The organism is Pseudorhodobacter sp. (assembly GCF_034675685.1).
Lineage (GTDB): Bacteria > Pseudomonadota > Alphaproteobacteria > Rhodobacterales > Rhodobacteraceae > Pseudorhodobacter.
Map to the genome: position 1 here is coordinate 345,206 of NZ_JAUCDA010000016.1, position 22,835 is coordinate 368,040.

Genomic DNA, 22,835 nt, shown 5'->3' on the forward strand with positions numbered 1-22,835 from the left:
AGGCCTTGTTTCAAGTTGAAGGCTACAGGCAAACGCTGGCGCGGGGCGCTGGCTGAATACGTGGCTTTGACGGGGCGCAATGTCCCTAACGCGTCAGGCCAATTCTGGCCGGAATATCGCGCAAACTGGCAATTACCTCGGCCCCGGTGGCGGCAAGTCGCGCGCCATCGTCATGTTCTGCCAGCCCAAGGCAACGCATACCCGCGCGCGCGGCCCCGATGCAGCCCGTCGGGCTGTCATCAATCACCACGCAATCGGCAGGGCTGACGCCAAGCGCACGCGCGGCATGCAGCCATAGGCCGGGATCGGGTTTCGGGCAGCCAAGCGTCTGGCCGGAAAACAACTGCCCGTTGAAACGCGCCAGGATGGCGGGGTGTTGGCCCAGCGTGATCTGCATCTTTTGGTCGGACCCATTCGACCCGATCGCATAGCTGATTTCGGCCGCGTCCAGCGCATCAAGCACCTCAACAACCCCGTCAATCAGCGCCGTGCCTTGCGCCAATCGCGCATACATCCGGGCATAGAAAACATCCACCCAATCATCGGGCAGCTTTGCGCCAAGCCCACGCGCCGTGGTGAACAGGCCACCAATCGTGCCGCCCAGAAACTTCTGCTCCATCTCGGCGCGGCTCAGGTGCAGCCCGTGCCCGGCAAGGTCGGTGGCCAACAGGTCAAAGACAATGGCTTCGCTGTCAACCAGCACACCGTCACAATCAAACAAAATGGCTTTTGGCGGCATGTTGTGACCTTTTGCAATGGGTGCGGGGTTCATATGGGGGCCCGCAAGAGGGTGATGCTGGTGTCGCCGTATTTGCGGGCATCAAGTTTGGTGAAGCCGGCGGGGGGGGCAATGGCCATGCTTTCCTCCCACACCACAACTGCGCCGGGGGCGACCCAATTGCCTTTAAGTGCACTTGTCAAGGCGGCCTCTCCCATTTGCTTGCCATAGGGGGGGTCAAGGAAAATCAGCGTAAAGGGGGCGGCGGTGTTGGGCGGCAGTTGCGTGGCGTTCTGGCGCAAAACCGTGGCGGTTTGGCGCGTAATCTCCAGATTGCGTTTGATCAGGGCAAGGGCGGTTTTGCCATCCTCAACCAGCGTCGCGCTGGCGGCGCCGCGGCTTAACGCCTCTAACGCCAAGGCGCCGGTGCCCGCAAACAGGTCCAGAACCCGCGCGCCGGCAACCGGGTTGGGGCCGCCATCCAGACGCCCGTTGATCAGCAGGTTAAAGATCGACTCGCGTACACGGTCAGACGTGGGGCGCAGATGCGCCACTGTGTCGCCTTTGCCGATATCGGCCAGATGGGTGCCGCGATTGCTGCCGCCAATGATGCGCATTATTTCAGCAGGGCCTTAAGATCGGTTTCCGGATTGGACACCTGATCGGGGCCAGGTGATTTACCCATGGAAAGCAATCGCTTGGCGACCATGAAGGCGCGCGGGTCATTCATCGCATCGACCGCAAGCAAATGATCACCCTTGTAGTACCAAAAGGAAATCGCGCCTTCGGTATGCCGCGTGGCGATGGTGTCATAGCCCGTATTCAGGCCTGCAATTTGCAGCTTGATGTCATATTGATCTGACCAGAACCACGGCTCTGGCACATAGGTTTTGGCTGCGCCCAAAAGATTGGCTGCGACACATTCAGCCTGATCAATCGCGTGGGGCACGGATTCAAGCCGCATCTGCCCCAAGGCTGTCGGAAAGCTGGCGCAATCGCCCGCCGCCCAGACATGCGGGGCCGAGGTGCGCCCCAAAGCATCTGTGGCGATACCGTTGTCCAGCGCGATACCCGCCATTTGCGCCAGCGCGGTATTGGGCGCGATGCCAACGCCGACCATCACGAAATCAGCCGGAATTTCACGGCCATCGCTCAGGCGTGCGGCGGAAACATGGGGGTCGCCAATCAGCCGGTCCAGCCCGGTAGCTTCGAGAAATCTTGACGCCGTTGCCGCGGTGGAGGTCACGAAAGAAATCGGATGTTTCAGGCGCAGCCACACGTTGCAAAATGCGCGGGGCCATTTCAACCACCGTTACATCAAGCCCCAGCTTGGCCGCCACAGCCGCCCCCTCCAGCCCGATATAGCCGCCGCCAACAATCACCACCCGCTTGCCAGCGGTAAAATAGGGCTGCATCGCATCCACATCCGCCAGATCACGCAGGGTGAACACGCCTTTCAGGTCGCCGCCACTACTGGCCGGCAGGCGGCGGGGGCTGGAACCAGTGGTCAGCACCAGATCATCATAGGCCAATGTATCCCCGCCCACAGTGACGGTTTGCGCAGTGGTATCAATTGCCGAAACGGGTTCGCCCAGCCGCAGGGTGATGTTTTGCTCGGCGTAAAAACTTTCGGGCCGCAGGAAAAGACGCTCTAGCGGCATGTCCCCCAGCAGATAGGCTTTGGACAGGGGCGGGCGTTGATAGGGCAGTGCGGCTTCGGCACCGATCAGGGTGATCGCCCCGGTCTCGCCCAAAGCGCGGAGTTTGGCGACCAAGGACGCCCCGGCCTGACCGGCCCCGATAACAATTATGTGCTTCATCTTTGGCCCTTTGATCCGCGCCCGAACAGGTTTTTGTCAGATGGTGACTGGTCGGGCAACCGTCGGCAGCCTATATCTGGCAGCAATGGAAACGCAACGCACGAGGATGAATGATATGACGATTTCTGTAGGCGACACATTGCCAGAGGCGAATTTGCTGCGTCTGGGCGCGGCCGGGCCTGAGCAAGTGAGCGTGTCCGAGCTGACAAAAGACCGCAAGGTCGTGATCTTTGCCGTACCCGGTGCGTTTACGCCCACCTGCCATTCGGCGCATGTGCCCAGCTTTATGCGCACCAAGGACGCGTTTGCCGAAAAAGGCGTGGACGAAATTATCTGCGTTTCGGTCAATGACCCCTTTGTGATGAAGGCCTGGGGCGAGGCAACCGGGGCCGCTGCGGCAGGCATCAGCTTGCTGGCCGATGGCGCAAGCGAATTCACCAAGGCGATGGGCATGACCTTTGACGCGCCGCCTGCGGGGTTGGTGGCGCGGTCCAAACGCTATGCGCTGTTGGCTGAAAACGGGGTGGTAAAGGCGCTGCATCTGGAAGAAAGCCCCGGCACCTGTGAGGCGTCGGGCGGTGAAGCGCTGCTGGCTGCGATCTGAAAAACCTTGAAGAAAGCCTTGTATCCTTGTGTTGCAGGGCTTTCTTTTGCCGCAAAGCGGGCCTATAGCAATCGTGCGGGATGACCCCGTGCGATTGGCTGACAGCAGGATTCCGATGCGAACCATTACGACAACCGATGATCTGGCCGCGTTTTGCAAGGCCGCCAAGACCGAACCTTACGTTACAATTGACACCGAGTTTTTGCGCGAACGGACCTATTGGTCCAAGCTGTGCCTGATCCAGATGGCGCTGCCGGGAGACAAGGGAGACGCGGTTCTGGTTGATCCGGTTGAAGGCGATACGATGTCGCTTGAACCGCTCTATGATCTGTTTCGGCATGAGGCGACGGTCAAGGTTTTCCACGCGGCCCGTCAGGATCTTGAGATTTTCTTTGTCGAGGGCGACGCCTTTCCCAAGCCATTGTTTGATACGCAGGTAGCAGCGATGGTTTGCGGCTTTGGCGAACAGGTCGGCTATGAAACCCTTGTCCGCAAAATCGCGCATCACCCGTTGGATAAGACCAGCCGTTTCACCGACTGGTCGCGGCGCCCCCTGAGCGATGCGCAAAAGACCTATGCCTTGGCAGATGTAACGCATCTGCGGGTGATTTATGAGACGCTGTCAGAGCAAATTGTCGCCAGTGGCCGCCAGAAATGGGTTGAAGAAGAGCTGGCCGTTTTGACCGACCCCGAAACCTATACCGTGCGCCCGTATGAGGCGTGGCAGCGCATCAAAACCCGTACCAATTCGGGGCGGTTCTTGGCTGTTGTAAAGGAATTGGCGCGGTTTCGCGAGGAATATGCCCAACGCAACAATGTGCCGCGCAGCCGGGTAATCAAGGATGACGCGCTGTTGGAACTGGCCTCGACCAAGCCTGCCAATGTCGAGGAGTTGGGCCGTTCGCGGCTGTTGCTGCGCGAAGCACGGCGCGGCGATATTGCCGATGGCCTTTTGGCCGCAGTGAAAACCGGGATGGAGGCAAAGCCCGAAGATCAGCCCAAGCCCGATACCAGCAAGGACCAGGTGCAGGTAAACCCGGCGCTGGCCGATTTGCTGCGCGTGCTGCTAAAGGCGAAATCGGAAGAGCTGGGGGTGGCGGCGAAGCTGATCGCCTCGGCCTCGGACCTTGATCTGATTGCAGGCGGGCTGCGCAAAGTTCCGGCGCTGGCAGGTTGGCGAAATGAGGCCTTTGGCGAGGATGCTTTGCGCCTGTGCCGGGGGGAAATTGCGCTATCAGCCAAGGGAAATAATATCAAGGTGGTGCGGCTCTAAGCGCTTGTCCGCTGCCGTGGCGTTTGGCAGGCAAAAGGATTCAGGCATTTTCAAGGGTTCAGGTATTTTTACCAAGATGAACGCCAAGTGTCGGCGCCTTGGCGTCAGGCCAGGCTGTCCAGCTTGGTTGCCAGCTTGATATCCAATTCTGTCAACCCCTCCACGTCATGTGTGAGCAGTGTGACATGTACGGTTTTATAAACATTTGACCATTCGGGGTGATGATCCCATTTTTCGGCCCAAAGGGCGGCGCGGGTCATAAACCCGAACGCCTCGATGAAATTGCGAAAGATGAAGGTTTTGCTGATGGCATCGCGCCCGGCATCCATGGCCCAACCATTCGCCAACAGGGGTGTCAAGGCGCTGCGATCTTGTAGCTTTGGAACCTTCATTGGGGCATCAACGCGGTATCGGCGGCATCCGCCCGTAGACGGGCCGGGCGGTTTTTGATCCGATCCCAATAGGTGGTCAGCGCCGGGGTTTCGGGAATTGTGCCAAATTGCAACCCCCAGCCGATCTGAGAGCCGACATAGACATCGGCAGCGGAAAAGGTTTCGCCTGCGATATAGCCGCTGTGGTTGATCGCATGGTCCAGCGTTTGGCAAGCCGCCTGATAACTGCCATAGCCGACCATTTGTTGCCGATCGGGGGGCGGTATCAGGCCTAGCGCGGTGTTGGTCACAGCGGCCTCCAATGGGCCTGCCGCAAACAAAATCCATCGGTAATAGGCGGCGCGGTCCTGGCCGACCATGCCTGCGTCTGGGAAAGCCTCGGCAAGGTACAGGCAGATTGCGGCACATTCGGTTATCACCTTGCCGTCATGTACCAGCACCGGCACTTTGCCCATCGGGTTAAGCGCCAAAAATTCGGGCGCTTTCATTGTGGTGCCATAGTCCAGCACCGTGACATTGTAGGGCACGCCAATTTCTTCCAGCATCCAACGGGCAATACGACCGCGCGACATCGGGTTTGTGTAAAGGGTCAGACTCATGTGGGCCTCCATGCGTTGCCGTTAGTCTGGCAGGTTTGTTGTGGCTTGTCAGGTCCCGGTGTTGTCATCAGGCAGGCTTTGGCGAAACGGGCCGTAGCTGGTGAGGATGTCGATATCCTCGGTCACGGCCCTGCGCTCGGCCTCCAGATATTCACCAACGGCGCGGGCAAAGCCGGTATTGGCGATCCAATGCAAGGAATGTACGGGCGCGGGCAAATAGCCACGTGCAAGCTTGTGGTCGCCTTGTGCACCCGCCTCGACCCGCTGCAAACCATTGGCGATTGCCCATTCGATGGCGCGGTAATAGCACAGTTCAAAATGCAGGCAGGGGTAATCGGCGCTACAGCCCCAATAGCGCCCATAAAGCGTGTCGCGCCCGATGAAATTCAGCGCCCCGGCGATGGGCTGGCCGCTGTCAAAGGCCAGAACCAGCAAGATGTCATCGCGCATGCTGTCGTGAAATTCGGCAAAAGCGGCGCGGGTCAGATAGGGCGTGCCCCATTTGCGGGCGCCAGTGTTTTGGTAAAACTGCCAGAACGCATCCCAATGCGCGGGTTGAATGGCCTTGCCTGTCAGGGGCCGAATATCCAGCCCCGCACCATTGGCGGTTTCGCGTTCCTTGCGAATGGCTTTGCGCTTGCGCGACGAAAGCTGGGCGAGGAAGGCGTCAAAGCTGGTGTAATCCTTGTTATACCAATGATATTGCTGGGTAATACGTTGCATCAGGCCCAATGCAGCGCCGCGCCGGGCCTCGTCTTCGGTGCAAAAGGTGATGTGGAGCGAAGAGAGGTTGTTTTGCGCAGCAACCTGTGTTGCGGCGGCGATCAGGGCAGCGGTGCCTTCGTCCTCGGCACCCGGCAAGGTTAAAAAGCGGCGGCCTGTGGCGGGGGTAAAGGGTGCGGCCACTTGCAGTTTCGGGTAATAGCTGCCCCCCGCATTTTCAAACGCCTGCGCCCAGTTGTGGTCAAAGATATATTCACCCTGGGAATGGTGTTTGACGAACATCGGCATTGCGGCAATCGCCACCCCATGCCTGCGCGCAACAAGCGGGCGGGTTTGCCAGCCGCTACGCCCGCCAATAGAGCCGGAACGCTCCAACGCCATCAAGAACCGATGGGTGGTAAAGGGGTCCTTTGGGCGACCTGAAGCAGCTTCGGGGCAGGCCAGCGCGTCCCAGTCCTGTGCCGGAATTTCGGTAAAGGCGGCGTGCAGGGTGATTTCAATCTCGGCCATGGGGCATCCTTAGCGCGGCGCTTATCCCCGGCTAACTGGGGCCTGCTGGCGCGAAATCAAGCCGGAAAGGCCGGCAGGTATTTCTCGAACGTGATGTTTTGTGCGTATTCGCGCGCTTTGGCCTCGGCCTCGGGCGAGGTGATGGTCCAGCTCAGGATTGTGGCACCGGCATTGCGCAGCTCGGTTACGCGCGGGCGGTCAAGATCGCGGACGTCATGCGAGATGAAACAGGCCTTGGCATGGTCATAGTCAGGGATTTCGCGCAGCCGGTCACAGACGGCGGGGGCGATGGGGTGCCAATCGGCCGGATCAAAGGCGGCTGTGGTAAGGCCGCGGGGGATATGCGGCATCAGCCGTGCCATGACGATCACCGAATTCGGGTTGAACGACATCAGCGCCACGGGGCCTTCATAATCAGCCAGCGCTTGCGCGGTTGCGGCCTCTAATTTGCCATCGGTGGGGCCCAGTTCGCCCTGCTGATCCTTGAGTTCGATCAAAAGCGGCCCGCGACCCGCGACCAGTTTCAACACCTGTTTCAGGCTGGGGATGTTTTCACGCCCGCCGCGCAGCGGAATATGCGACAATTCTGTGGCCGAGCGCTGATTGATTGGGCCGGTTTCCATCGTCAGCCGGTCCAGCCGTTCATCGTGAAAGACCATCGCTTGGCCATCGCGTGACAGTTGCAGATCAATTTCAATGGCATAGCCTGCCTTGATCGCCGCACGAATTGCCGCGCGGGAGTTTTCGGGCCTGCCATCGCTGACATCATGCAAGGCGCGATGGGCGATGGGTTTTGTCAAGAAATCTGGATGCAGGGCAGAGGACATGATGTTTCGCTTTTGGGCTGACGGGGGGCTGACTGGGGGGCGGCGGCTTTCGATGCCGCTTTAGCGCCGCTAGACCATTCCCCCCGGAGGATCGTTTCAAACAGATAAAACTGCCCGCTGCTTCAGGCCGAGAGTTCGAAGATACCCTCGATCTCGACGGCAACGCCCAAGGGCAGGGCAGCAGCAGAAACGGCTGACCGCGCGTGGCGGCCCGCATCGCCGAGGATTTCAACCAGGAAATCAGACGCGCCGTTGATGACCTTTGGCTGGTCGGTGAAATCGGCGGTCGAATTGACAAAACCGGTCAGTTTGACCACCCGCTTCAGGCGGGTCAGATCGCCGCCACAGGCCGCGTTGACCTGTGCCAGCAGCGAAATCGCGCAGCGCTGGGCGGCAGCCGCGCCATCTTCCACGCTCATCGTGTCGCCCAGACGACCTTTGATCAGGCCATCAGGGCCTTGGCTGATCTGGCCCGAGACATAGAGCGTTGTGCCGATCTGGACGAAAGGCACATAATTGGCGGCGGGGGCAGGGGCGTTGGGCAGGGTAATGCCACGCTCGGCAAGGCGGGAGAGGATGGTCATGGGCGTCCTTTCAACTGTTTGTACGAAACTAGCCCCTTTTGCCCGATAGGTGAAATGGAAAGTGACACAAAGGCATTTTGCCTTGTGCGGGTGTGGTTTATGCTGCGCCTTGGCTGTTGGCATGATGCCGGCCTGCATGGCTTACTCCTCGCGGAAGGCACGGGCAAAGTAATCGGTGAAGGGCTTTATCAGATAGGCCAGCGGCGTGCGTTCATCGGTGCGGATAAACGCCTCTACCGGCATGCCGGGGATCAAGGTCAGGCCTTTCAGCTTTTCCATCTCGCCCGTATCGGGCACGATTTCGGCGCGATAGTAAGGCATTTGGGTGCGTTGATCAATCAGCGCATCGGCGGAAACCCCGGTGATATGGCCCGATAATTCCGGGGTGCTGCGTGCCGGAAAGGCCGAGAAAACCAGTTTGACCGGCTGGCCCACGGTGACTTGGTCAATGTGGAACGGTTGCACCTGCGCCGCAATCACCAGCGGGCGATTTTGTGGGATCAGGTATAGCAGCGGATCGGCGGGGCGCAAAACCGCGCGCGGCGTCGTGACTTGCAACCCCAGCACTACCCCCGACACCGGCGCCAGAATATCCAGCCGCGCAACCCTCTCAATCAGGGCGCGGCGCCGCTCGGCCAGTTCCAACTCGCGGTAGCCGATATCGCGAAGCTGGGTGTTGGCCTCCTCACGGCGCGATGCGGCAAGTTTCAACACTTCAATCGCAAGCTCGGTCATGCGGCCTTCGGATTGCGCGCGGGTGGCGGCCAGTTCGCCCACTTGCCCATCAAGGCGTGCGGTTTCACGTTGCAGCGCCAGCACGCGGCTGGCCTGCGCCAAGCCTTTGTTAAGCAATTCCTGCTGTGTTTCAAGCTCTTGACCGATCAGGTCAAGTTGCAGCCCCAGCGCACGCGATTGCGCATCAACCCCGGTGATCTGGCTGGCGATCTGGCCGCTGCGTTTGGAAAGTTGGTCTATCTGCTGCGCCATGCTGTCTTTGCGGGCGGCAAACAAGCCGCGCTGACCTTCGGTCAATTCCGCCACATCGCTGCGGGTTTCGGCCACGGAAAGCAGCTCTGGCACAAAACTGATACTGTCTTTGTCGTCGCGCTCGGCCTCCAGCCGCCCGCGGCGGGCCAGGATTTCAAAGAATTGCCCCTCGACAATCGCGAGTTCAGATTTCACTGCGGCCCCATCAAGCCGCAGCAACAGCGCACCGGCGGCGACCATCTGCCCCTCGGCCACATGGATAGAGGCAACCACGCCGCCATCGGGATGTTGCACGATCTGACGGTTTTGTTCCACCTCGATCCGCCCCGAGGCGACAATGGCCCCGGTGATCGTGGTCATCACGCCCCACCCGCCAAGGCCGATGACAAGAAAAAGCACGGTCACCATGCCAATGATGACAGGTTTACGCACCGACCAGCCAGCATCCGCCGACGGCGCGGGCCTTGCCAATGCCAAGACAGAGGGGGGCGCGGGTTTTGCGGTTCCGCACAATCTGGGGGGGCCTGCACCCGGTTTCAGCGCCGCCGGTTGCAATCTGCTCATGCCCCGCCTCCGGGCCCGACGGTTCGGGTGATTTCAGTATGGTTCTTGACCCTTTCGCGCAGCACCTGGTCACGCGGGCCAAAGGCGCGCCGCGCGCCGTCTTCCAGGACCAGCAACGTATCACATTCCTGAATGGCGGCGGGGCGATGTGCCATGATCAGCACCGCATTGCCAGCCGCCTTCATTTCCCTGATCGCCTGATTCAACGCCTGCGACCCGTCATTGTCGAGGTTGGAGTTAGGCTCATCCAGCACCAGCAGCACCGGGTCGCCATACAAGGCACGCGCCAACCCGATACGCTGAATTTGCCCGCCCGACAGCCGCCCACCGATGCTGGAAACACGGGTGTCATAGCCATCGGGCAGCTTCAGGATCATGTCATGGGCTGCGGCGCGGCGTGCCGCCTTGACAATCTTGGCCGGGTCGGGCTGTTCGGCAAGCCGCGCGATGTTTTCCGCAATCGTGCCAGCAAACAGCGCCACGCGCTGCGGCAAATAGCCGATATAACTGCCCAGTACATCGGGGTCATATTGGTCCAAGGTCGCGCCATCCAACCGTATTGTACCGCCAGCCGGGCGCCACAGCCCGATCAACGCGCGCGCCAGCGTCGTTTTGCCCGCGCCAGACGACCCGATTACCCCCAGCGCCTGACCGGGGTGCAGGTTGAACGACAGCAGGCGCAACGCTGCCTGTGATGCGCCGGGGGGCACGATGGTCAGCGCGTTGATATCAAGCACAGCGCGGGGGCGGGGTAGCGCTGTTCGCATGGCCTGTCTGGGCTGCTGCGACAGCAAGAACGATAACCGCCCCCACCCTTCTTGTGACCTTTGCACCAGCGCCCATTGGGCCACCAGCACTTCAACCGGTGCCAAGGCGCGCCCCAACAGGATAGAGCCTGCAATCATCGCCCCGGCGCTTAGCTGACCGTGAAGCGCCAGATAGGCACCCACCCCCAGCATTGCCGATTGCAAGAACAACCGGAAGGTTTTGGAGGTGATGGTGAACACACCGCCCAGATCGGCCGCCTTGATATTGGCGGCAAGTGCCGCCCCCCGCGCCTTGTTCCAGCGGTTAAAGCCCGCATTGGTCATGCCAAGCGCCTGCACGGTTTCCGCTTCGGATTTCAGGTTCTCGCCCAGACGGTCGGCATGGCCAGCGGTGCGATTGGCAAGCGTCAGCGCTGCGTGCGTAGCCGCGCGGTTCCAAATGCTCAGCACGATCAGGCACAGCCCGCCACCAAGCGCCAACCAACCCAGCGCGGGATGAAAGATAAAGATAACGGCAACAAAAAATGGTGTCCAGGGAAGGTCGAAAAACGCCAGATGTACCGGCGAGGACAGATAGCGCTGCACCGCTTCCAGATCGCGCTGCGCGGCAAGGGCATCGGGATCATTGGGCGCAATGGTCAGCCGGTGCAGCGCTGCCTGAAACACCCGTTTGTCCAGCGTATCTTGAAACCGTGCCCCGACGCGCGCCATCACGCGGTTTCTTGCATGATCCAGAAAGCCCATGGCAACAAACAGGGCCAAAACCAGAACCGACAGCGCGATCAAGGTTTCTTCAGACCGGCTGCCCAACACGCGGTCATAGACCTGAAGCATATAGAGCGGGCCGGTTAGCATCAGCAGGTTGACGAAAAAGCTGAACAGAAAAATCACGACATAAAGGGTCTGGCCTTTGCGCCGTGCCGCAGTCAGCTCTTTCAGGCCTGCGCGATTGTCTGGCGGTGTCATAAGCAAGCGATCCATTTCTACCCGAGCAGCGCTCTGGCAAGACTATGGGCCTGCGGGGGTTAATACCGCGTAAGGGGGCGCGGCCAAGCAGTCGCCCAGACCACGCAGGAGACGCCCCCTTGAAAGGTTATTCGCCAGCGCATCTGAGGCTTGGCGGCGCGATCCGGTCAGTTTCCGCCCAAGATCCCCAAAACTTCTTGCAAGATGCGATCTGCCAGGTCGTCTTGCGGCGGGGCGCTGGGTTGGCTTTGGGCTTGCGGCTGATAATAGGGGTCTTGTGGTGCCTGTTGGTATTGCTGGTTCTCGGGCGTTGGCGGCAAGCGCGGCTCGGGGATCAGCATCGGCAAGGGGCGCTCGGGCAGCCCTTCATGGACGCGCAGCATCACCTCATGCCAGATTTCAGCAGGCAGGCCCCCGCCGGTAACCCCGGCCAAGGGCGTGTTGTCGTCATAGCCCATCCAGACGCCGGCGACATAATCGGCGGTAAAGCCTATGAACCACGCATCGCGCGCGGCAGATGTCGTGCCGGTTTTTCCCGCGACTTGACGGCCCGGCAGCTTGGCGCGCCCGCCGGTGCCCTCTTCTACCACCTGATACATCATATAGGTCAGATAATGCGCGGCTTGTTCAGAGATCACCCGCTCACCAATACCGCCATCCTGACCCAGCAGCGGCGTATCATCGCCCTTCAACCGCAGGTCGACCAAGCCGTAGGGCCGCACCGACGAGCCGCCGTTCAGAATGCCGGCATAGGCGCCGGTCATTTCCAGCAGGCTTGATTCCGACGCGCCAAGCGCCAGCGCAGGCCCCGCCGCCAAATCGCTTTCGATGCCGAATTCCGACGCGACCTTGCGCACGACATCGCGCCCCATCGCCTCGGAGATGCGCACGGCGGCGGTGTTGACCGATTGTTCCAGCGCCTTGGTCAGCGTGATCATGCCCAGATATTTCTTGGTGTAGTTCTGCGGCGAATAGGGGCCAGAGCCTTTGATGTTGATCGTCAGAGGCTTGTCTTCAACATAATCGGCGGGGGTATAGCCCATATCCATTGCCGCAGCATAAACGAAGGGCTTGAATGCCGACCCGGTTTGCCGTTTCGCCATCGTCGCGCGGTTGAAACTGCCGGGGGGGGCCGGATACCTGCCGCCGACCATTGCCCGCACCGCCCCATCCGCCGACATCACAATCACCGCTGCTTCGGTTTTGGACCCGGCGCGCAGCTTGGCATCCAGCACATCGGTCAGCGCTGTTTCCGCTGCCTTTTGCAGCTTTTGGTCCAGCGTGGTGCGCATGATCACGTCTTCGGTGGTGTCTTTGGTCAAGAAGCTGGGGCCTTCGCCCATGACCCAATCGGCAAAATAGCCACCCGCCCGCGCTTCGGCGGCTTTTGACAGTGTGGCCGGGGTGCGCAGGGCCGCTTCGTGTTCGGCCAGCGTCAGATAGCCTTGTTCCTGCATCAGATCCAGAACCACCGCCGCCCTGTCCTGTGCCCGTTTCAGATTATTGGTCGGCGCATAGGTTGAGGGGGCTTTCAGTAGCCCTGCAAGCATCGCGCCCTCGGCCGCATCAACCTGACTGGCGGATTTGCCGAAATAGCGCTGGGCGGCCGCCTCGAACCCGCGGGCCCCGGCGCCCAGATAGGCCCGATTGAAGTAGATGGTCAGAATTTCTTCCTTGGAGTATTTCGTCTCCAGCGCCAGCGCAAAGGGCACCTCGCGGATTTTGCGAAACAAGCCGCCCTGGCGGCAATCGGATTCGTAATCGGCCTCGTTTTTCCATTGTGTCGCATCATAGGCGACCCCAAGGCACAGCAGCTTGGCGACCTGTTGGGTGATGGTGGAACCGCCATTCCCCGATAGCGGGCCGCGCCCCTCGCGTATGTTGATGCTGACGGCGGATGCGATGCCGCGCGGTGAAATGCCGTAATGCCAGTAAAACCGCTTGTCTTCGGTGGCGACCACTGCGTCATGCAGGTAATCCGACACGGCAGAGGCGCTGGTTGATGTGCCAAAGGTTTCACCGCGCCAGGCAAATACCTTGTCATAGCGGTCCATCAGCGTGACCGAGCCACGCGCCCGCGCGTCCAGCAAATCGTTTACGGGCGGCAGTTGCGCGTAAAAGTAAAAGGTGGCAGCCGCAAGTATAAGCGCGAACACGGCGCCGATGCGCCACGAAATCCCCCAGACAACCCGCCAGATCAGGCCAACAAAGGCCGCAATCCACCCCGAAAGGCCCCGCCTGCGGGCTGCTTGGCTTTTCCCGCCGCGTTTTTTCGGCGGCTGTCGCTTGGGCGGCAGGGCCGCCTTTTTGGACCCGCCAGAGGATTTGGCGGGGGTTTTATAGCGGCGGTCTGCCACCATCGGTGGGGGCTTGTTGCCTGATCTGCTCATCCGTCCTGTATCCCGTGTTTTCACGCATTATTGCGCGCAGAATAACCTGCCTTGTGCCGATTGTAGAGCGGTAAGGCAAAGCCAATCGACGGAATGTATGGCTATTTTTTAATCATTTACCACCGTATGTGCAAAAATTATGCACAATTTCGGTTTTGACGCCTTGGCATTTGCCCTTTTTCTTGTGCCAAGCCTGCAACCTGGCCCCACCTGAACGCAGGAAGTCAGGCCATGCGTCCTCCAGAACATGGGGCAAAAATGTGGTGCTGGCATCTGAAAACCAATGATCACGCGCTTTAACCAGCGGGAAAAGGAAGTGATGATGACGGATCGAAATTCAATTCTGGGGATGGCAATGCTTGCCACACTCGCAGCCTTGCCTGCTTGGGCGCAAGAGGCGGTGGCGGCCCCCGCAGTCAATACGGCTTTTATTTTCAATACCCTGCTGCTTTTGATTGGCGGCTTTCTGGTGTTCTGGATGGCCGCCGGTTTTGCGATGCTGGAGGCGGGCCTTGTACGGTCAAAGAACGTGACCATGCAGCTTACCAAGAACATTGCACTTTTTGCGATAGGGTCCATCATGTATTGGCTGGTTGGCTATAACCTGATGTATCCGGGCGATACATGGGCGATTGCGGGGCTTGTCGGGGGTTTTGGCCCTGCCAATATCCAGGGTGAAATTGCGCCAGATGCCGCCTATGCCACCGGCGCGGATTTCTTCTTTCAGCTGATGTTCTGCGCCACCACCGCCTCTATCGTGTCTGGCACTTTGGCGGAACGACTCAAGCTTTGGCCCTTCTTGATCTTCACCACCCTCCTGACCGGCCTTCTTTATCCGATAGAGGCGTCCTGGCAGTGGGGGGGCGGCTGGTTGCAGGTGCAGGGGTTCAATGACTTTGCCGGCTCGACGCTGGTGCATGCGGCTGGTGGGGCGGCAGCCTTGGCAGGGGCGCTGATTCTTGGGCCGCGTTTGGGAAAATTTGGCGGCGATGGCCGCGTGCATCCGATGCCCGGATCAAACCTTGCACTGGCCACTTTGGGGACGTTCGTTCTGTGGCTGGGGTGGTTCGGATTTAACGGCGCATCGCAATTGGCGCTGGGAACCGAAGCCGATGCAAATGCCGTGGCGATCATCTTTGCCAATACAAATATGGCCGCCGCCGGGGGGGCCATCGCCGCGATGGTTTTGACCCGGGCGCTGTTTGGAAAGGTTGATCTGACCATGCTGCTGAACGGTGCCTTGGCCGGTTTGGTCGCTATCACCGCAGGGCCGCTTGATCCGCCCTTGTTCGGGGCGCTGTGGATCGGGGCGATTGGCGGTATGCTTGCTGTGGTCGCGGTGCCGCTGTTGGACAAGGCCAGGATTGACGATGTGGTTGGCGCGATCCCTGTGCATCTGGTCGCGGGATTTTGGGGCACGATGGCGGTTCCATTCCATTCCAAGGGCGCGTCATTCGGCATGCAGGCATTGGGTTTTGTTGCGGTGGCGGGGTTTATGTTCGCTGCTGCGGGGCTTGTCTGGTCTATCCTCAAGGCCACGACGGGCCTTCGCCCCAGCCAGGAAGATGAGATATTGGGGCTGGACAAGGCCGAACTGGGGCTGGAGGCCTATCCCGAATTCCGGGCCTGACCGGCACAAACCGCGCAACTGGCCCGGACATATCGCATCCGGGCCTGACGCGCCGCCACAAGGCCGCAACGGATCAGCCCAACAGACGAAAGCGCCAGAACCCGCCGTCGGTCTCGCCCAGGGGGACCACCTTGAGGTCGGTCAAATCGGTGACAAGCTGTGCCGCATGGGGCGAGGTCAAAAACACAGCGCTTGTGCCGGGCATCGGCGTGAACTGCCAATTCGGCTCGGGCGTCACCTCTAGCGGAGAGCTGTTTGCAATCTCGTTCAGCAAGATATTGCGGATCGTGACCGAGGATTCAAACACCACCCCTTCGGTATCAGCAAGGCGAAGCGCCAAATGCGTGCTGGCGCGGTAGTTGTTGGTCGCAACCACAAACTCTGCCTCGGGGTCAACTGTCTGGCCCTGATACCGCAGGTTGCGGATACGCCGGGATTCGGGGTGCTGCAACACACCTGCAACTGAATAGCGGGCGGGTTGTGTCGGATCAATCTCATAGGTCAGGCCATAAATAATGTCGAAGTTATAGGATGGAAAGTCATCGTTCAGCAGGGGTTGGTCTTGCTGCCCCGGCACGATCTGATGAAATGCCACCGCCGAACGTTCCAGCCATTCCATGATATCGGCGCCGCGCAGCCGCAGCGCGCAGATCGTGTTTGGAAAACAATAGAGATCGGCCACGCTGCGCTGATACATGGGGCCCGCTGGAATTTGCGTGAAATTCCCGGCCCCCCCCCAGCCGCCAACCTTGAACGGTGCGGCCGCCGAAAGCAGCGGAAGGCGGGCATGTTCGGTTCCGGCCAGCTTTTTCGCGATATAATTGCGCTGGGCCCGGCAGACGATCTGCACTGTGGCGCAATCCTTGACCTGCGCGAAATAGCTGTGCAGCGGGCGTCGCGTGGCACCGATCGCAAACCGCATATATTCAAGTGTCGCCTCATGCTCTGCTTGCGCGGCTTTAAGCACGAAAGGCACCGACACGACCGACATGTGGTGTTTGCCTGCGGTTTTGGCCGTGGCGATCGGCAGCACATCGGACTGGCCATCCAGCACCTGCCAGCCAGCGCCGCCGCGTTGCAGTTTCAGGTCAATCACCCCCAGATGCGACCCCCAGAACCCCGCCATCACCGCAGGCGTGCCATCCAGCGTGCCGCGCACCGCGTCAATCCCCGGTCTGTTGGCAAATTGGGCCGAGGGGAACAGCATATGCGTATGCCCAAGCGCCACAGCATCTATGCCCGGCAAGCGCGCCAAGGGGCGGCCCGCGTTTTCCATCCCATCAAAATGCTGTTCTGCGCCTATGCCGGTATGGGCCAGCGCGATGATGATATCCGCCCCGGCCTCTTTCATTTCAGGGATCAGCGCGGCGGCGGTTTCCACCATATCGCGCGATTGAATGACCCCGCGCAACAAGGTTTCATCCCAGGTCACGATCTGTGGCGGCAACAGCCCCAACACACCAATGCGGATAGGGTGAAACTTGCCCGCACCATCGCGCAGCTTGCGATCCAGCAGCACATAGGGCGGCAGCAAACGGCTATCGCGGCGGGCATCGGCACCGCGTTTGGTCAAGGCATTGGCGCATAGATAGGGAAAGGCACTACGCTCTATCGCCGCGAGCAAAAACTCCAGCCCAAAGTTGAATTCGTGGTTGCCAAGGGCCGCCGCATCATACCCAAGCCTGTTCATGGCTGCGATAACGGGGTGGAGGTCGCCAGCCCGCAACCCGCGATCAAAGGCCATGTAATCACCCAGGGCGCTACCTTGCAGCACATCGCCACCGTCAAGCAACAGCGTATTGATGGCCTGCGCCCGCACGGCAGCAATCAGCGCCGCTGTTCGCGCCAATCCCGCCCCTTCAATCGGGCGGTCATTGTAATAATCATAGGGAAAAATATGTGCATGCAAATCCGTTGTCTGCATGATGCGCAAATGCGCCTGATTTTCGACAAGCATGGCCGAAAATGGGTGCGGATTGATCAACACGTTTCTGTCTGCTTCCCTGTTCTGCTGTGAGGTGATTTTCCGCACCGTTTCGCCGACTCTAACAACTCGGTTTGTCAGTTTCCACCTATGACGTTATGTTTGATCACTTTTATCAACGCTGGGTTGTTTTTGCCGATAAAGCATGAAGCTATGGCGGCGGCCGGATGATTGCCATAGTCAGCCTTGCATGGCATCACCAGATAAACAGGCGCGGGTTTCGGGAGGCAAAGAATGATTTTGGCGGACACACTGGCCTTTGCCGGCTCTACGCTTGATCGTGCGGCAGACCTGCGCAGTGATCCGCAAAAAATGGCAAGTTTGTTGGCGGATGGTGGGCAGGTGCTGCCAATCTGGCGCGGCAAGCCGCTGATTCAGGGTGGGGCAGAGCCTGGTTGGGTGCCAGCGGGCCATCCGGTGCTTGTGCATGGCAGGCCGCCTTTGTTTCTGGGGCTGGATGAAGGTATCGCCCGTTTTGCCCAGGATATCTCGGACTGGTCGCCTGCGGTCGGGTCCGAGGCGCTTGAGTCCGGGTTTTTTGACGGCTCCACGCAATTTCACCCCAGCCTGCCCGATACCCATGCCTTTCTGGAATTGCGCGGCGTCATGAACCAGCTGTCACCCAGTGCAGCCGAAATGGTTGCCACCGCCAAGGCCGTTTTGCAATGGCACATCAGCCATCGCTATTGTGCGGTATGCGGCGCGCAATCGGTTGCCATCAACGCGGGCTGGCAGCGGGTTTGTGGCACCTGTGCGGCGCAGCATTTTCCACGCAGTGACCCGGTGGTCATCATGCTGATTCAGCGGGGCAACAAGCTGCTGCTGGGCCGCTCGGCGGGGTGGCCGGATGGCATGTATTCCTGCCTTGCGGGTTTTGTCGAACCCGGTGAAACCCTGGAGGCCGCCGTGCGCCGTGAGGTGCTGGAGGAAACCAGTATCACCGTCGGCGATGTGCGCTTTGTTGCAAGCCAGCCTTGGCCCTTTCCGGCATCCCTGATGATGGGCTTTATCGGTGAGGCCACCAGTGAAGACATCACTATCGACCCCAAAGAGCTTGACGCGGCCATTTGGGTCACGCGTGAAGATATGATGGAGGTCATGGCAGGTCAGCACCCCACCATCCGCCCCGCCCGCAAAGGTGCGATTGCCTATCACCTGATTGCGCAATGGCTTGCGGGTAGGCTCGAATAACCACACAGGGTCAAAAAACGTCGAACCGTTACTGAATTGTAATGGAAATGCGTCTAGGGACAGTTCACAAACCATCCGTATAGCAACAATAGCCAACAACCGGCGATTGGATAAGGCACCGGCATGAAACTGACAGCCACTGAAAACATCGAAGCCCCGATTGGGTTTGTCTACGCAGCCCTCGCGGATTTTGAGAACTGGGAACGCTCTGCCCTGCGCCGTGGCGCCGAGGTGGAACGCCTGGACCGTTTGCGCCAGCCGGGGGCAGGCATGGAGTGGAAAGTCGGTTTCGATTACCGCGCCAAGAAACGGCATGTTGAAATCAAGTTGCTGACACTGACACCCGGACAAACCCTGGTGTTTGATTGCATGGGCCAACCCGCCGAAGCGATCTTGAAGGTTGAACTGGCCGAAATGGGCCCGCGCCGAACCCGCGTGGTGGTAGAGGTTGAGGTGAAGCCCCGCACCCTTGCGGCGCGTTTGTTCCTGCAATCCCTGCGCCTTGCCAAAGCCAAGGTGAACCGCCGCTTTGCCCTGCGCCTTGCCCAAACCGCTGCCGACATCGAAGATCGCTACAAGGCGCAGGCCAAGACCTGAGGGGCAGTTCGGACCAAAAGGTCAGGTCTGGCAAAGCCCCCCCCTGAAAGCTGTGTGATCAGCCATCCAAACCCGCGCCAATGGCTTTAATTCCGGCGCGGGTCTGCCGGATATACCCCCAGAATATCGTGTTCTGAGGTGAAATATTTCAACTCATCCAGCGCCAGCCTTACATTTTCGTCCTCGGGGTGGCCTTCAATATCGGCATAAAATTCGGTTGCGGTGAAAGATCCACCGACCATATAGCTTTCCAACTTGGTCATGTTGACCCCATTGGTCGCAAACCCGCCCATCGCCTTGTAAAGCGCGGCTGGAATGTTTCGGACCCGGAAAGTAAAGGTTGTCATCATTTTTGCCGCCCGTCGCGCATGATTGGCCTCGCGCGACATCACCAGAAAGCGGGTGGTGTTATTGGCCTGATCTTCAATGTGGCGGGCCAACACGTCCAGCCCGTAAATCTCGCCCGCCAGTTCTGACGCCAATGCGCCCAAAGCGGGCTCTCCGCGCGCGGCAACCGCTTTGGCAGAGCCGGCCGTATCGGCACCGGTGATTGCCGTGATCGCATGGGCTTTCAGAAAGTCGCGGCATTGGCCCAGCAAAACTGTATGGCTCATCGCCCGTTTCACATCCTTCAGGTGGGTTCCCGGCACCGCCAGCAAATTGATGTGAACCCGGACAAAGGCTTCATCAACGATCCGCAGCCCCGAGCCGGGCAACAGCGCGTGAATATCGGCCACCCGCCCATAGGTCGAATTCTCGACCGGAAGCATCGCCAGATCGACGTCCCCTGACCGGCAGGCTTCGATCGTATCTTCAAAGGTGTGGCAAGCAACTGCTTCCATTCCGGGCCGGGCCTGACGGCAGGCTTCATGTGAATAGGCGCCCAATTCCCCCTGAAAAGCGATGCGTCCGGTCATATTTGGCAGTCTCCGTCGATAAAATAGGCCTCAGGGCGTTTGATAATGCTAGTATACCTTGAATTGGGACGTGGGAAGCGGTTAGAAGCGCCACAGGAAAACGCTGAAGCGAGGCGCGACATGTTCGACACGATGACAATGACCAAAGTTGTGGGGGCCCTTTGCGGGTCGCTTCTGGTATTCCTGCTGGGGGGCTGGGCCGCGCAGGCGCTTTACAGCACCGGCGGCGGGCATGGCGAAGGGGCAACCCAAGCCTATACCATTGACACCGGCGCAGATGCGCCAGTCGAGGCCGCAGTTGAAGGCCCGAGCTTTGAAGAGCTTTACGCCTCGGCTGATGCGGCCGCAGGCGAGAAGGTGTTCTCAAAATGCAGGGCCTGCCACAAGGTTGATGGCAGCAACAGCACCGGCCCGCATCTTGATGGCGTCGTTGATCGCGCCAAGGCGCATGTTGAAGGTTTTGGCTATTCTGATGTGCTGGTGGGAATGGCCGAAGAAAGCTGGACACCCGAGAACCTTGACGCATTCCTGGCCAACCCCAAAAAATACGCCCCCGGCACCAAGATGAGCTTTGCCGGCTTGCCCAAACCAGCAGATCGCGCAAACCTGATCGCCTGGTTGGCAACGCAGCCATAAACCGGCCCGAATTTTGTGCAAAGGCCGTCCGTTTGGGCGGCCTTTTGCGTTGGCCCGCGTGAAATCACGCAATCGCAACTTGTTGCCACACCACGTTACATTCTAGCATGGGGCAAGGACACGGGGTTCACTTCGGTTCGGCATATTGGCTTTCGCAAAGCCATCGGCGCAGACCCCCGGAACAACCGGGGCAGCTAGCAGGGAGAAGACAATGCGGGTGACACAGACAGCGACCAAAGCGGCGCAGCGACCAGTGACTTTGCCAGGCTTTGATCTGGCGGTGAAGATGGGGCTGATGGGGGGGGCTGTGGTTTTGGCGCTGGCGGCCTCGGCGGTTGCTGCGCGGTCTGAAACCATCACGGTCGCGCATGGCATTTCAACCTTTGGCGAATTGAAATACCCCGCCGATTTCATGCATCTGGCCTATGTGAACCCTGATGCGCCCAAGGGGGGGGAAATCTCGGAATGGACCTCGGGCGGGTTTGACAGCATGAATCCCTATTCGATCAAGGGCCGTGCTGCAGCGCTGTCATCGGCTGCCTTCGAATCGATTCTGGAAGGCACAGCGGATGAGATCGGTGCCAGTTATTGCCTGCTGTGTTCAACTTTGGAATATCCCGAAGATCGCTCTTGGGTGATTTTCAACCTGCGCGAAGATGTGACGTTTTCGGATGGCAGCCCGATGACTGCGGCCGATGTGATTTTTTCCTATGAAACCTTTCTTGCCAAGGGCCTGACCGATTTTCGCACCATCTTTGCCACCAAAGTCGAGAAGGTCGAGGCGCTGGATCGCCATAGGGTAAAGTTTACCTTCAAACCCGGCATTCCAACCCGCGATTTGCCACAAGATGTGGGCGGTTTGCCGATTTGTCCAAGACACAATATGAGGCCGAGGGGCTGGACCTGGAGAACAGCACCCTGACACCGTTTCTGGGCACAGGGGCCTATCGCCTGGACAAAATGCGCATTGGCAAATCCGTGAGCTATCAGCGCAACCCGGAATATTGGGGCAAAGACCATCCGCTGCGCATCGGAACGAATAACTTTGACACGATCCGCATCGAGTATTTTTCTGATTATGATGCCGCGTTTGAAGGGTTCAAAGGTGGCACCTATACGTTTCGCAATGAGGCGTCTTCGATCAAATGGGCCACGGGGTATGATTTCCCGGCAGTGGTGAATGGGCAGGTTATCAAGGCAGAATTGGCCTCGGGCGAGAAGACCACGGGCCAGTCATTCATTTTCAACCTGCGGCGCGAAAAGTTCCAGGACCCGCGTGTCCGCGAAGCGATTGGCTTGATGTTCAATTTTGAATGGTCGAACGCGACGCTGTTTTATGGCATATATGACCGGATCAATTCCTATTGGGGCAACAGCTTCATGGAGGCGAAAGGCACCCCGAGCGCGGCTGAGGCCGCCTTGCTTGAACCGCTTGTGGCTGACGGGCTTTTGGATGCTGCGATTTTGACGGAGGAGGCGATCATGCCCGCGGCTTCGGGCGTGCGCCAGTTGGACAGGGGCAATTTGCGCAAGGCATCAAACCTGCTGGCCGATGCTGGCTGGATTGTCGGCAATGACGGCATGCGCCGCAATGCCAAGGGTGAGATGCTGCGGGTCGAATTTTTAGAGGATAGCCCGACCTTTGATCGCGTGATCAACCCCTTTGTCGAAAACCTGCGCAGCCTTGGCGTGGATGCAGTGCTGACACGGGTAGACAACGCCCAGATGGAAGACCGCACCCGCCCGCCGAAATATGATTTCGACATCACCAACCATTTCAACAGTACCAACTATTTCTCAGGGACAGAGCTAAAGCAATATTACGGCTCAGAAACCGCCGATGTCTCATCCTTCAACGCGATGGGGCTGAAAAGCAAAGCGGTGGACCGGATGATTGATGTGGTGCTGGCCGCCACGACCCTGGAGGGCCTGACCACGGCGACAATGGCGCTTGACCGGGTGATGCGGGCCGAGCGTTTCGGCATTTTCCAATGGTTCAAGGCAAAACATACCGTCGCCTATTATGATATTTTTGAGCATCCCGAAACGCTGCCGCCCTACGCACTGGGCGAATTGAGCTTCTGGTGGTACAACGCGGAAAAAGCCGCCGTTCTCAAAGCCTCTGGTGTGCTGAAATAACGATAAAAAACGGCAGG

At 59.4% G+C, this 22,835-nt stretch carries 18 protein-coding genes and 2 pseudogenes; 7 read left to right on the plus strand and 13 right to left on the minus strand.

Annotated features, from left to right (window positions below; all coding sequences use genetic code 11):
• Positions 1-85: 85 nt before the first annotated feature.
• The 3 genes and pseudogenes from VDP61_RS13075 to VDP61_RS13085 all read right to left on the minus strand — a co-directional run bounded on the left by VDP61_RS13075 (position 86) and on the right by VDP61_RS13085 (position 2,538).
• Positions 86-772 carry an HAD-IA family hydrolase gene (locus VDP61_RS13075; protein ID WP_323007308.1) on the minus strand — a complete coding sequence of 229 codons (687 nt, stop codon included), beginning with the start codon at positions 770-772 and terminating at the stop codon, positions 86-88.
• A complete protein-coding gene (rsmD, locus tag VDP61_RS13080) occupies positions 769-1,335 on the minus strand; it encodes a 16S rRNA (guanine(966)-N(2))-methyltransferase RsmD (protein WP_323007309.1) in 567 nt (188 codons plus the stop codon). The genes VDP61_RS13075 and rsmD overlap by 4 nt, the downstream gene beginning before the upstream one ends.
• A pseudogene (locus VDP61_RS13085) lies at positions 1,335-2,538 on the minus strand (NAD(P)/FAD-dependent oxidoreductase). The gene rsmD and the pseudogene VDP61_RS13085 overlap by 1 nt, the downstream one beginning before the upstream one ends.
• A 115-nt stretch (positions 2,539-2,653) precedes the next feature.
• On the opposite strand from VDP61_RS13085, the gene VDP61_RS13090 reads away from it, so the two are divergent.
• Together VDP61_RS13090 and rnd are read left to right on the plus strand one after the other, a co-directional pair.
• Positions 2,654-3,142, plus strand: coding sequence for a peroxiredoxin (locus VDP61_RS13090; protein WP_323007310.1), 489 nt, complete (start codon positions 2,654-2,656; stop codon positions 3,140-3,142).
• Between the two features lie 115 nt (positions 3,143-3,257).
• Entirely contained in the window at positions 3,258-4,415 is a 1,158-nt protein-coding gene (rnd, locus tag VDP61_RS13095) for a ribonuclease D (RefSeq protein WP_323007311.1), read from the plus strand.
• Positions 4,416-4,519: 104 nt separating this feature from the next.
• Here rnd and VDP61_RS13100 read toward each other — a convergent pair whose 3' ends face one another.
• The 8 genes from VDP61_RS13100 to VDP61_RS13135 all read right to left on the minus strand — a co-directional run bounded on the left by VDP61_RS13100 (position 4,520) and on the right by VDP61_RS13135 (position 13,724).
• Complete coding sequence (locus tag VDP61_RS13100) at positions 4,520-4,807, minus strand: 4a-hydroxytetrahydrobiopterin dehydratase (RefSeq protein WP_323007312.1); 288 nt, start codon at positions 4,805-4,807, stop codon at positions 4,520-4,522.
• Positions 4,804-5,406, minus strand: a complete 603-nt coding sequence (locus tag VDP61_RS13105) for a glutathione S-transferase family protein (RefSeq protein ID WP_323007313.1) — start codon at positions 5,404-5,406, stop codon at positions 4,804-4,806. Before VDP61_RS13105 ends, VDP61_RS13100 begins: the two co-directional genes overlap by 4 nt.
• Positions 5,407-5,454: 48 nt before the next feature.
• Positions 5,455-6,639: a GNAT family N-acetyltransferase gene (locus VDP61_RS13110; RefSeq protein WP_323007314.1), complete on the minus strand. Its 1,185-nt coding sequence runs from the start codon at positions 6,637-6,639 to the stop codon at positions 5,455-5,457.
• A gap of 56 nt (positions 6,640-6,695) precedes the next feature.
• Complete coding sequence (locus VDP61_RS13115; RefSeq protein ID WP_323007315.1) at positions 6,696-7,466, minus strand: glycerophosphodiester phosphodiesterase family protein; 771 nt, start codon at positions 7,464-7,466, stop codon at positions 6,696-6,698.
• A gap of 122 nt (positions 7,467-7,588) precedes the next feature.
• Positions 7,589-8,050, minus strand: coding sequence for a RidA family protein (locus VDP61_RS13120; protein ID WP_323007316.1), 462 nt, complete (start codon positions 8,048-8,050; stop codon positions 7,589-7,591).
• 141 nt (positions 8,051-8,191) lie between these two features.
• Positions 8,192-9,508, minus strand: a complete 1,317-nt coding sequence (locus VDP61_RS13125; RefSeq protein WP_416236543.1) for an HlyD family type I secretion periplasmic adaptor subunit — start codon at positions 9,506-9,508, stop codon at positions 8,192-8,194.
• Positions 9,509-9,597: 89 nt separating this feature from the next.
• Positions 9,598-11,334, minus strand: coding sequence for a type I secretion system permease/ATPase (locus VDP61_RS13130; protein WP_323007317.1), 1,737 nt, complete (start codon positions 11,332-11,334; stop codon positions 9,598-9,600).
• A gap of 167 nt (positions 11,335-11,501) precedes the next feature.
• Positions 11,502-13,724 (minus strand): PBP1A family penicillin-binding protein, encoded by a 2,223-nt coding sequence (locus VDP61_RS13135; RefSeq protein WP_323007318.1) that lies wholly within the window; start codon positions 13,722-13,724, stop codon positions 11,502-11,504.
• 322 nt (positions 13,725-14,046) lie between these two features.
• On the opposite strand from VDP61_RS13135, the gene VDP61_RS13140 reads away from it, so the two are divergent.
• Positions 14,047-15,354, plus strand: a complete 1,308-nt coding sequence (locus VDP61_RS13140; RefSeq protein ID WP_323007319.1) for an ammonium transporter — start codon at positions 14,047-14,049, stop codon at positions 15,352-15,354.
• Between the two features lie 73 nt (positions 15,355-15,427).
• On the opposite strand, the gene VDP61_RS13145 is transcribed toward VDP61_RS13140, so the two are convergent.
• Positions 15,428-17,341, minus strand: a complete 1,914-nt coding sequence (locus VDP61_RS13145) for a bifunctional 2',3'-cyclic-nucleotide 2'-phosphodiesterase/3'-nucleotidase (protein ID WP_416236534.1) — start codon at positions 17,339-17,341, stop codon at positions 15,428-15,430.
• Between the two features lie 231 nt (positions 17,342-17,572).
• Here VDP61_RS13145 and nudC point away from each other — a divergent pair, with 231 nt between their 5' ends.
• Both nudC and VDP61_RS13155 read left to right on the plus strand, forming a co-directional pair.
• On the plus strand, positions 17,573-18,529 hold the full coding sequence (gene nudC / locus VDP61_RS13150; RefSeq protein ID WP_323007321.1) for an NAD(+) diphosphatase: 957 nt from the start codon (positions 17,573-17,575) through the stop codon (positions 18,527-18,529).
• A 123-nt stretch (positions 18,530-18,652) separates the two neighbouring features.
• Entirely contained in the window at positions 18,653-19,126 is a 474-nt protein-coding gene (locus VDP61_RS13155) for an SRPBCC family protein (RefSeq protein ID WP_323007322.1), read from the plus strand.
• 86 nt (positions 19,127-19,212) lie between these two features.
• Here VDP61_RS13155 and VDP61_RS13160 read toward each other — a convergent pair whose 3' ends face one another.
• Entirely contained in the window at positions 19,213-20,043 is an 831-nt protein-coding gene (locus VDP61_RS13160) for a prephenate dehydratase (protein WP_323007323.1), read from the minus strand.
• Between the two features lie 120 nt (positions 20,044-20,163).
• Here VDP61_RS13160 and VDP61_RS13165 point away from each other — a divergent pair, with 120 nt between their 5' ends.
• Together VDP61_RS13165 and VDP61_RS13170 are read left to right on the plus strand one after the other, a co-directional pair.
• Positions 20,164-20,679: a cytochrome c family protein gene (locus tag VDP61_RS13165; RefSeq protein ID WP_323007324.1), complete on the plus strand. Its 516-nt coding sequence runs from the start codon at positions 20,164-20,166 to the stop codon at positions 20,677-20,679.
• A 286-nt stretch (positions 20,680-20,965) separates the two neighbouring features.
• Positions 20,966-22,818: pseudogene (locus VDP61_RS13170) on the plus strand (extracellular solute-binding protein).
• Positions 22,819-22,835 lie beyond the last annotated feature (17 nt).

Bases quoted from the DNA above. Each gene is read 5' to 3' on its own strand.
- nudC (WP_323007321.1), top strand. From the start codon at position 17,573: ATGATTTTGGCGGACACACTGGCCTTTGCCGGCTCTACGCTTGATCGT.
- VDP61_RS13100 (WP_323007312.1), bottom strand. From the start codon at position 4,807: ATGAAGGTTCCAAAGCTACAAGATCGCAGCGCCTTGACACCCCTGTTG.
- VDP61_RS13075 (WP_323007308.1), bottom strand. From the start codon at position 772: ATGAACCCCGCACCCATTGCAAAAGGTCACAACATGCCGCCAAAAGCC.
- VDP61_RS13105 (WP_323007313.1), bottom strand. From the start codon at position 5,406: ATGAGTCTGACCCTTTACACAAACCCGATGTCGCGCGGTCGTATTGCC.
- rsmD (WP_323007309.1), bottom strand. From the start codon at position 1,335: ATGCGCATCATTGGCGGCAGCAATCGCGGCACCCATCTGGCCGATATC.
- rnd (WP_323007311.1), top strand. From the start codon at position 3,258: ATGCGAACCATTACGACAACCGATGATCTGGCCGCGTTTTGCAAGGCC.
- VDP61_RS13165 (WP_323007324.1), top strand. From the start codon at position 20,164: ATGTTCGACACGATGACAATGACCAAAGTTGTGGGGGCCCTTTGCGGG.
- VDP61_RS13120 (WP_323007316.1), bottom strand. From the start codon at position 8,050: ATGACCATCCTCTCCCGCCTTGCCGAGCGTGGCATTACCCTGCCCAAC.
- VDP61_RS13160 (WP_323007323.1), bottom strand. From the start codon at position 20,043: ATGACCGGACGCATCGCTTTTCAGGGGGAATTGGGCGCCTATTCACAT.
- VDP61_RS13155 (WP_323007322.1), top strand. From the start codon at position 18,653: ATGAAACTGACAGCCACTGAAAACATCGAAGCCCCGATTGGGTTTGTC.
- VDP61_RS13115 (WP_323007315.1), bottom strand. From the start codon at position 7,466: ATGTCCTCTGCCCTGCATCCAGATTTCTTGACAAAACCCATCGCCCAT.
- VDP61_RS13110 (WP_323007314.1), bottom strand. From the start codon at position 6,639: ATGGCCGAGATTGAAATCACCCTGCACGCCGCCTTTACCGAAATTCCG.
- VDP61_RS13140 (WP_323007319.1), top strand. From the start codon at position 14,047: ATGACGGATCGAAATTCAATTCTGGGGATGGCAATGCTTGCCACACTC.
- VDP61_RS13135 (WP_323007318.1), bottom strand. From the start codon at position 13,724: ATGAGCAGATCAGGCAACAAGCCCCCACCGATGGTGGCAGACCGCCGC.
- VDP61_RS13130 (WP_323007317.1), bottom strand. From the start codon at position 11,334: ATGACACCGCCAGACAATCGCGCAGGCCTGAAAGAGCTGACTGCGGCA.
- VDP61_RS13090 (WP_323007310.1), top strand. From the start codon at position 2,654: ATGACGATTTCTGTAGGCGACACATTGCCAGAGGCGAATTTGCTGCGT.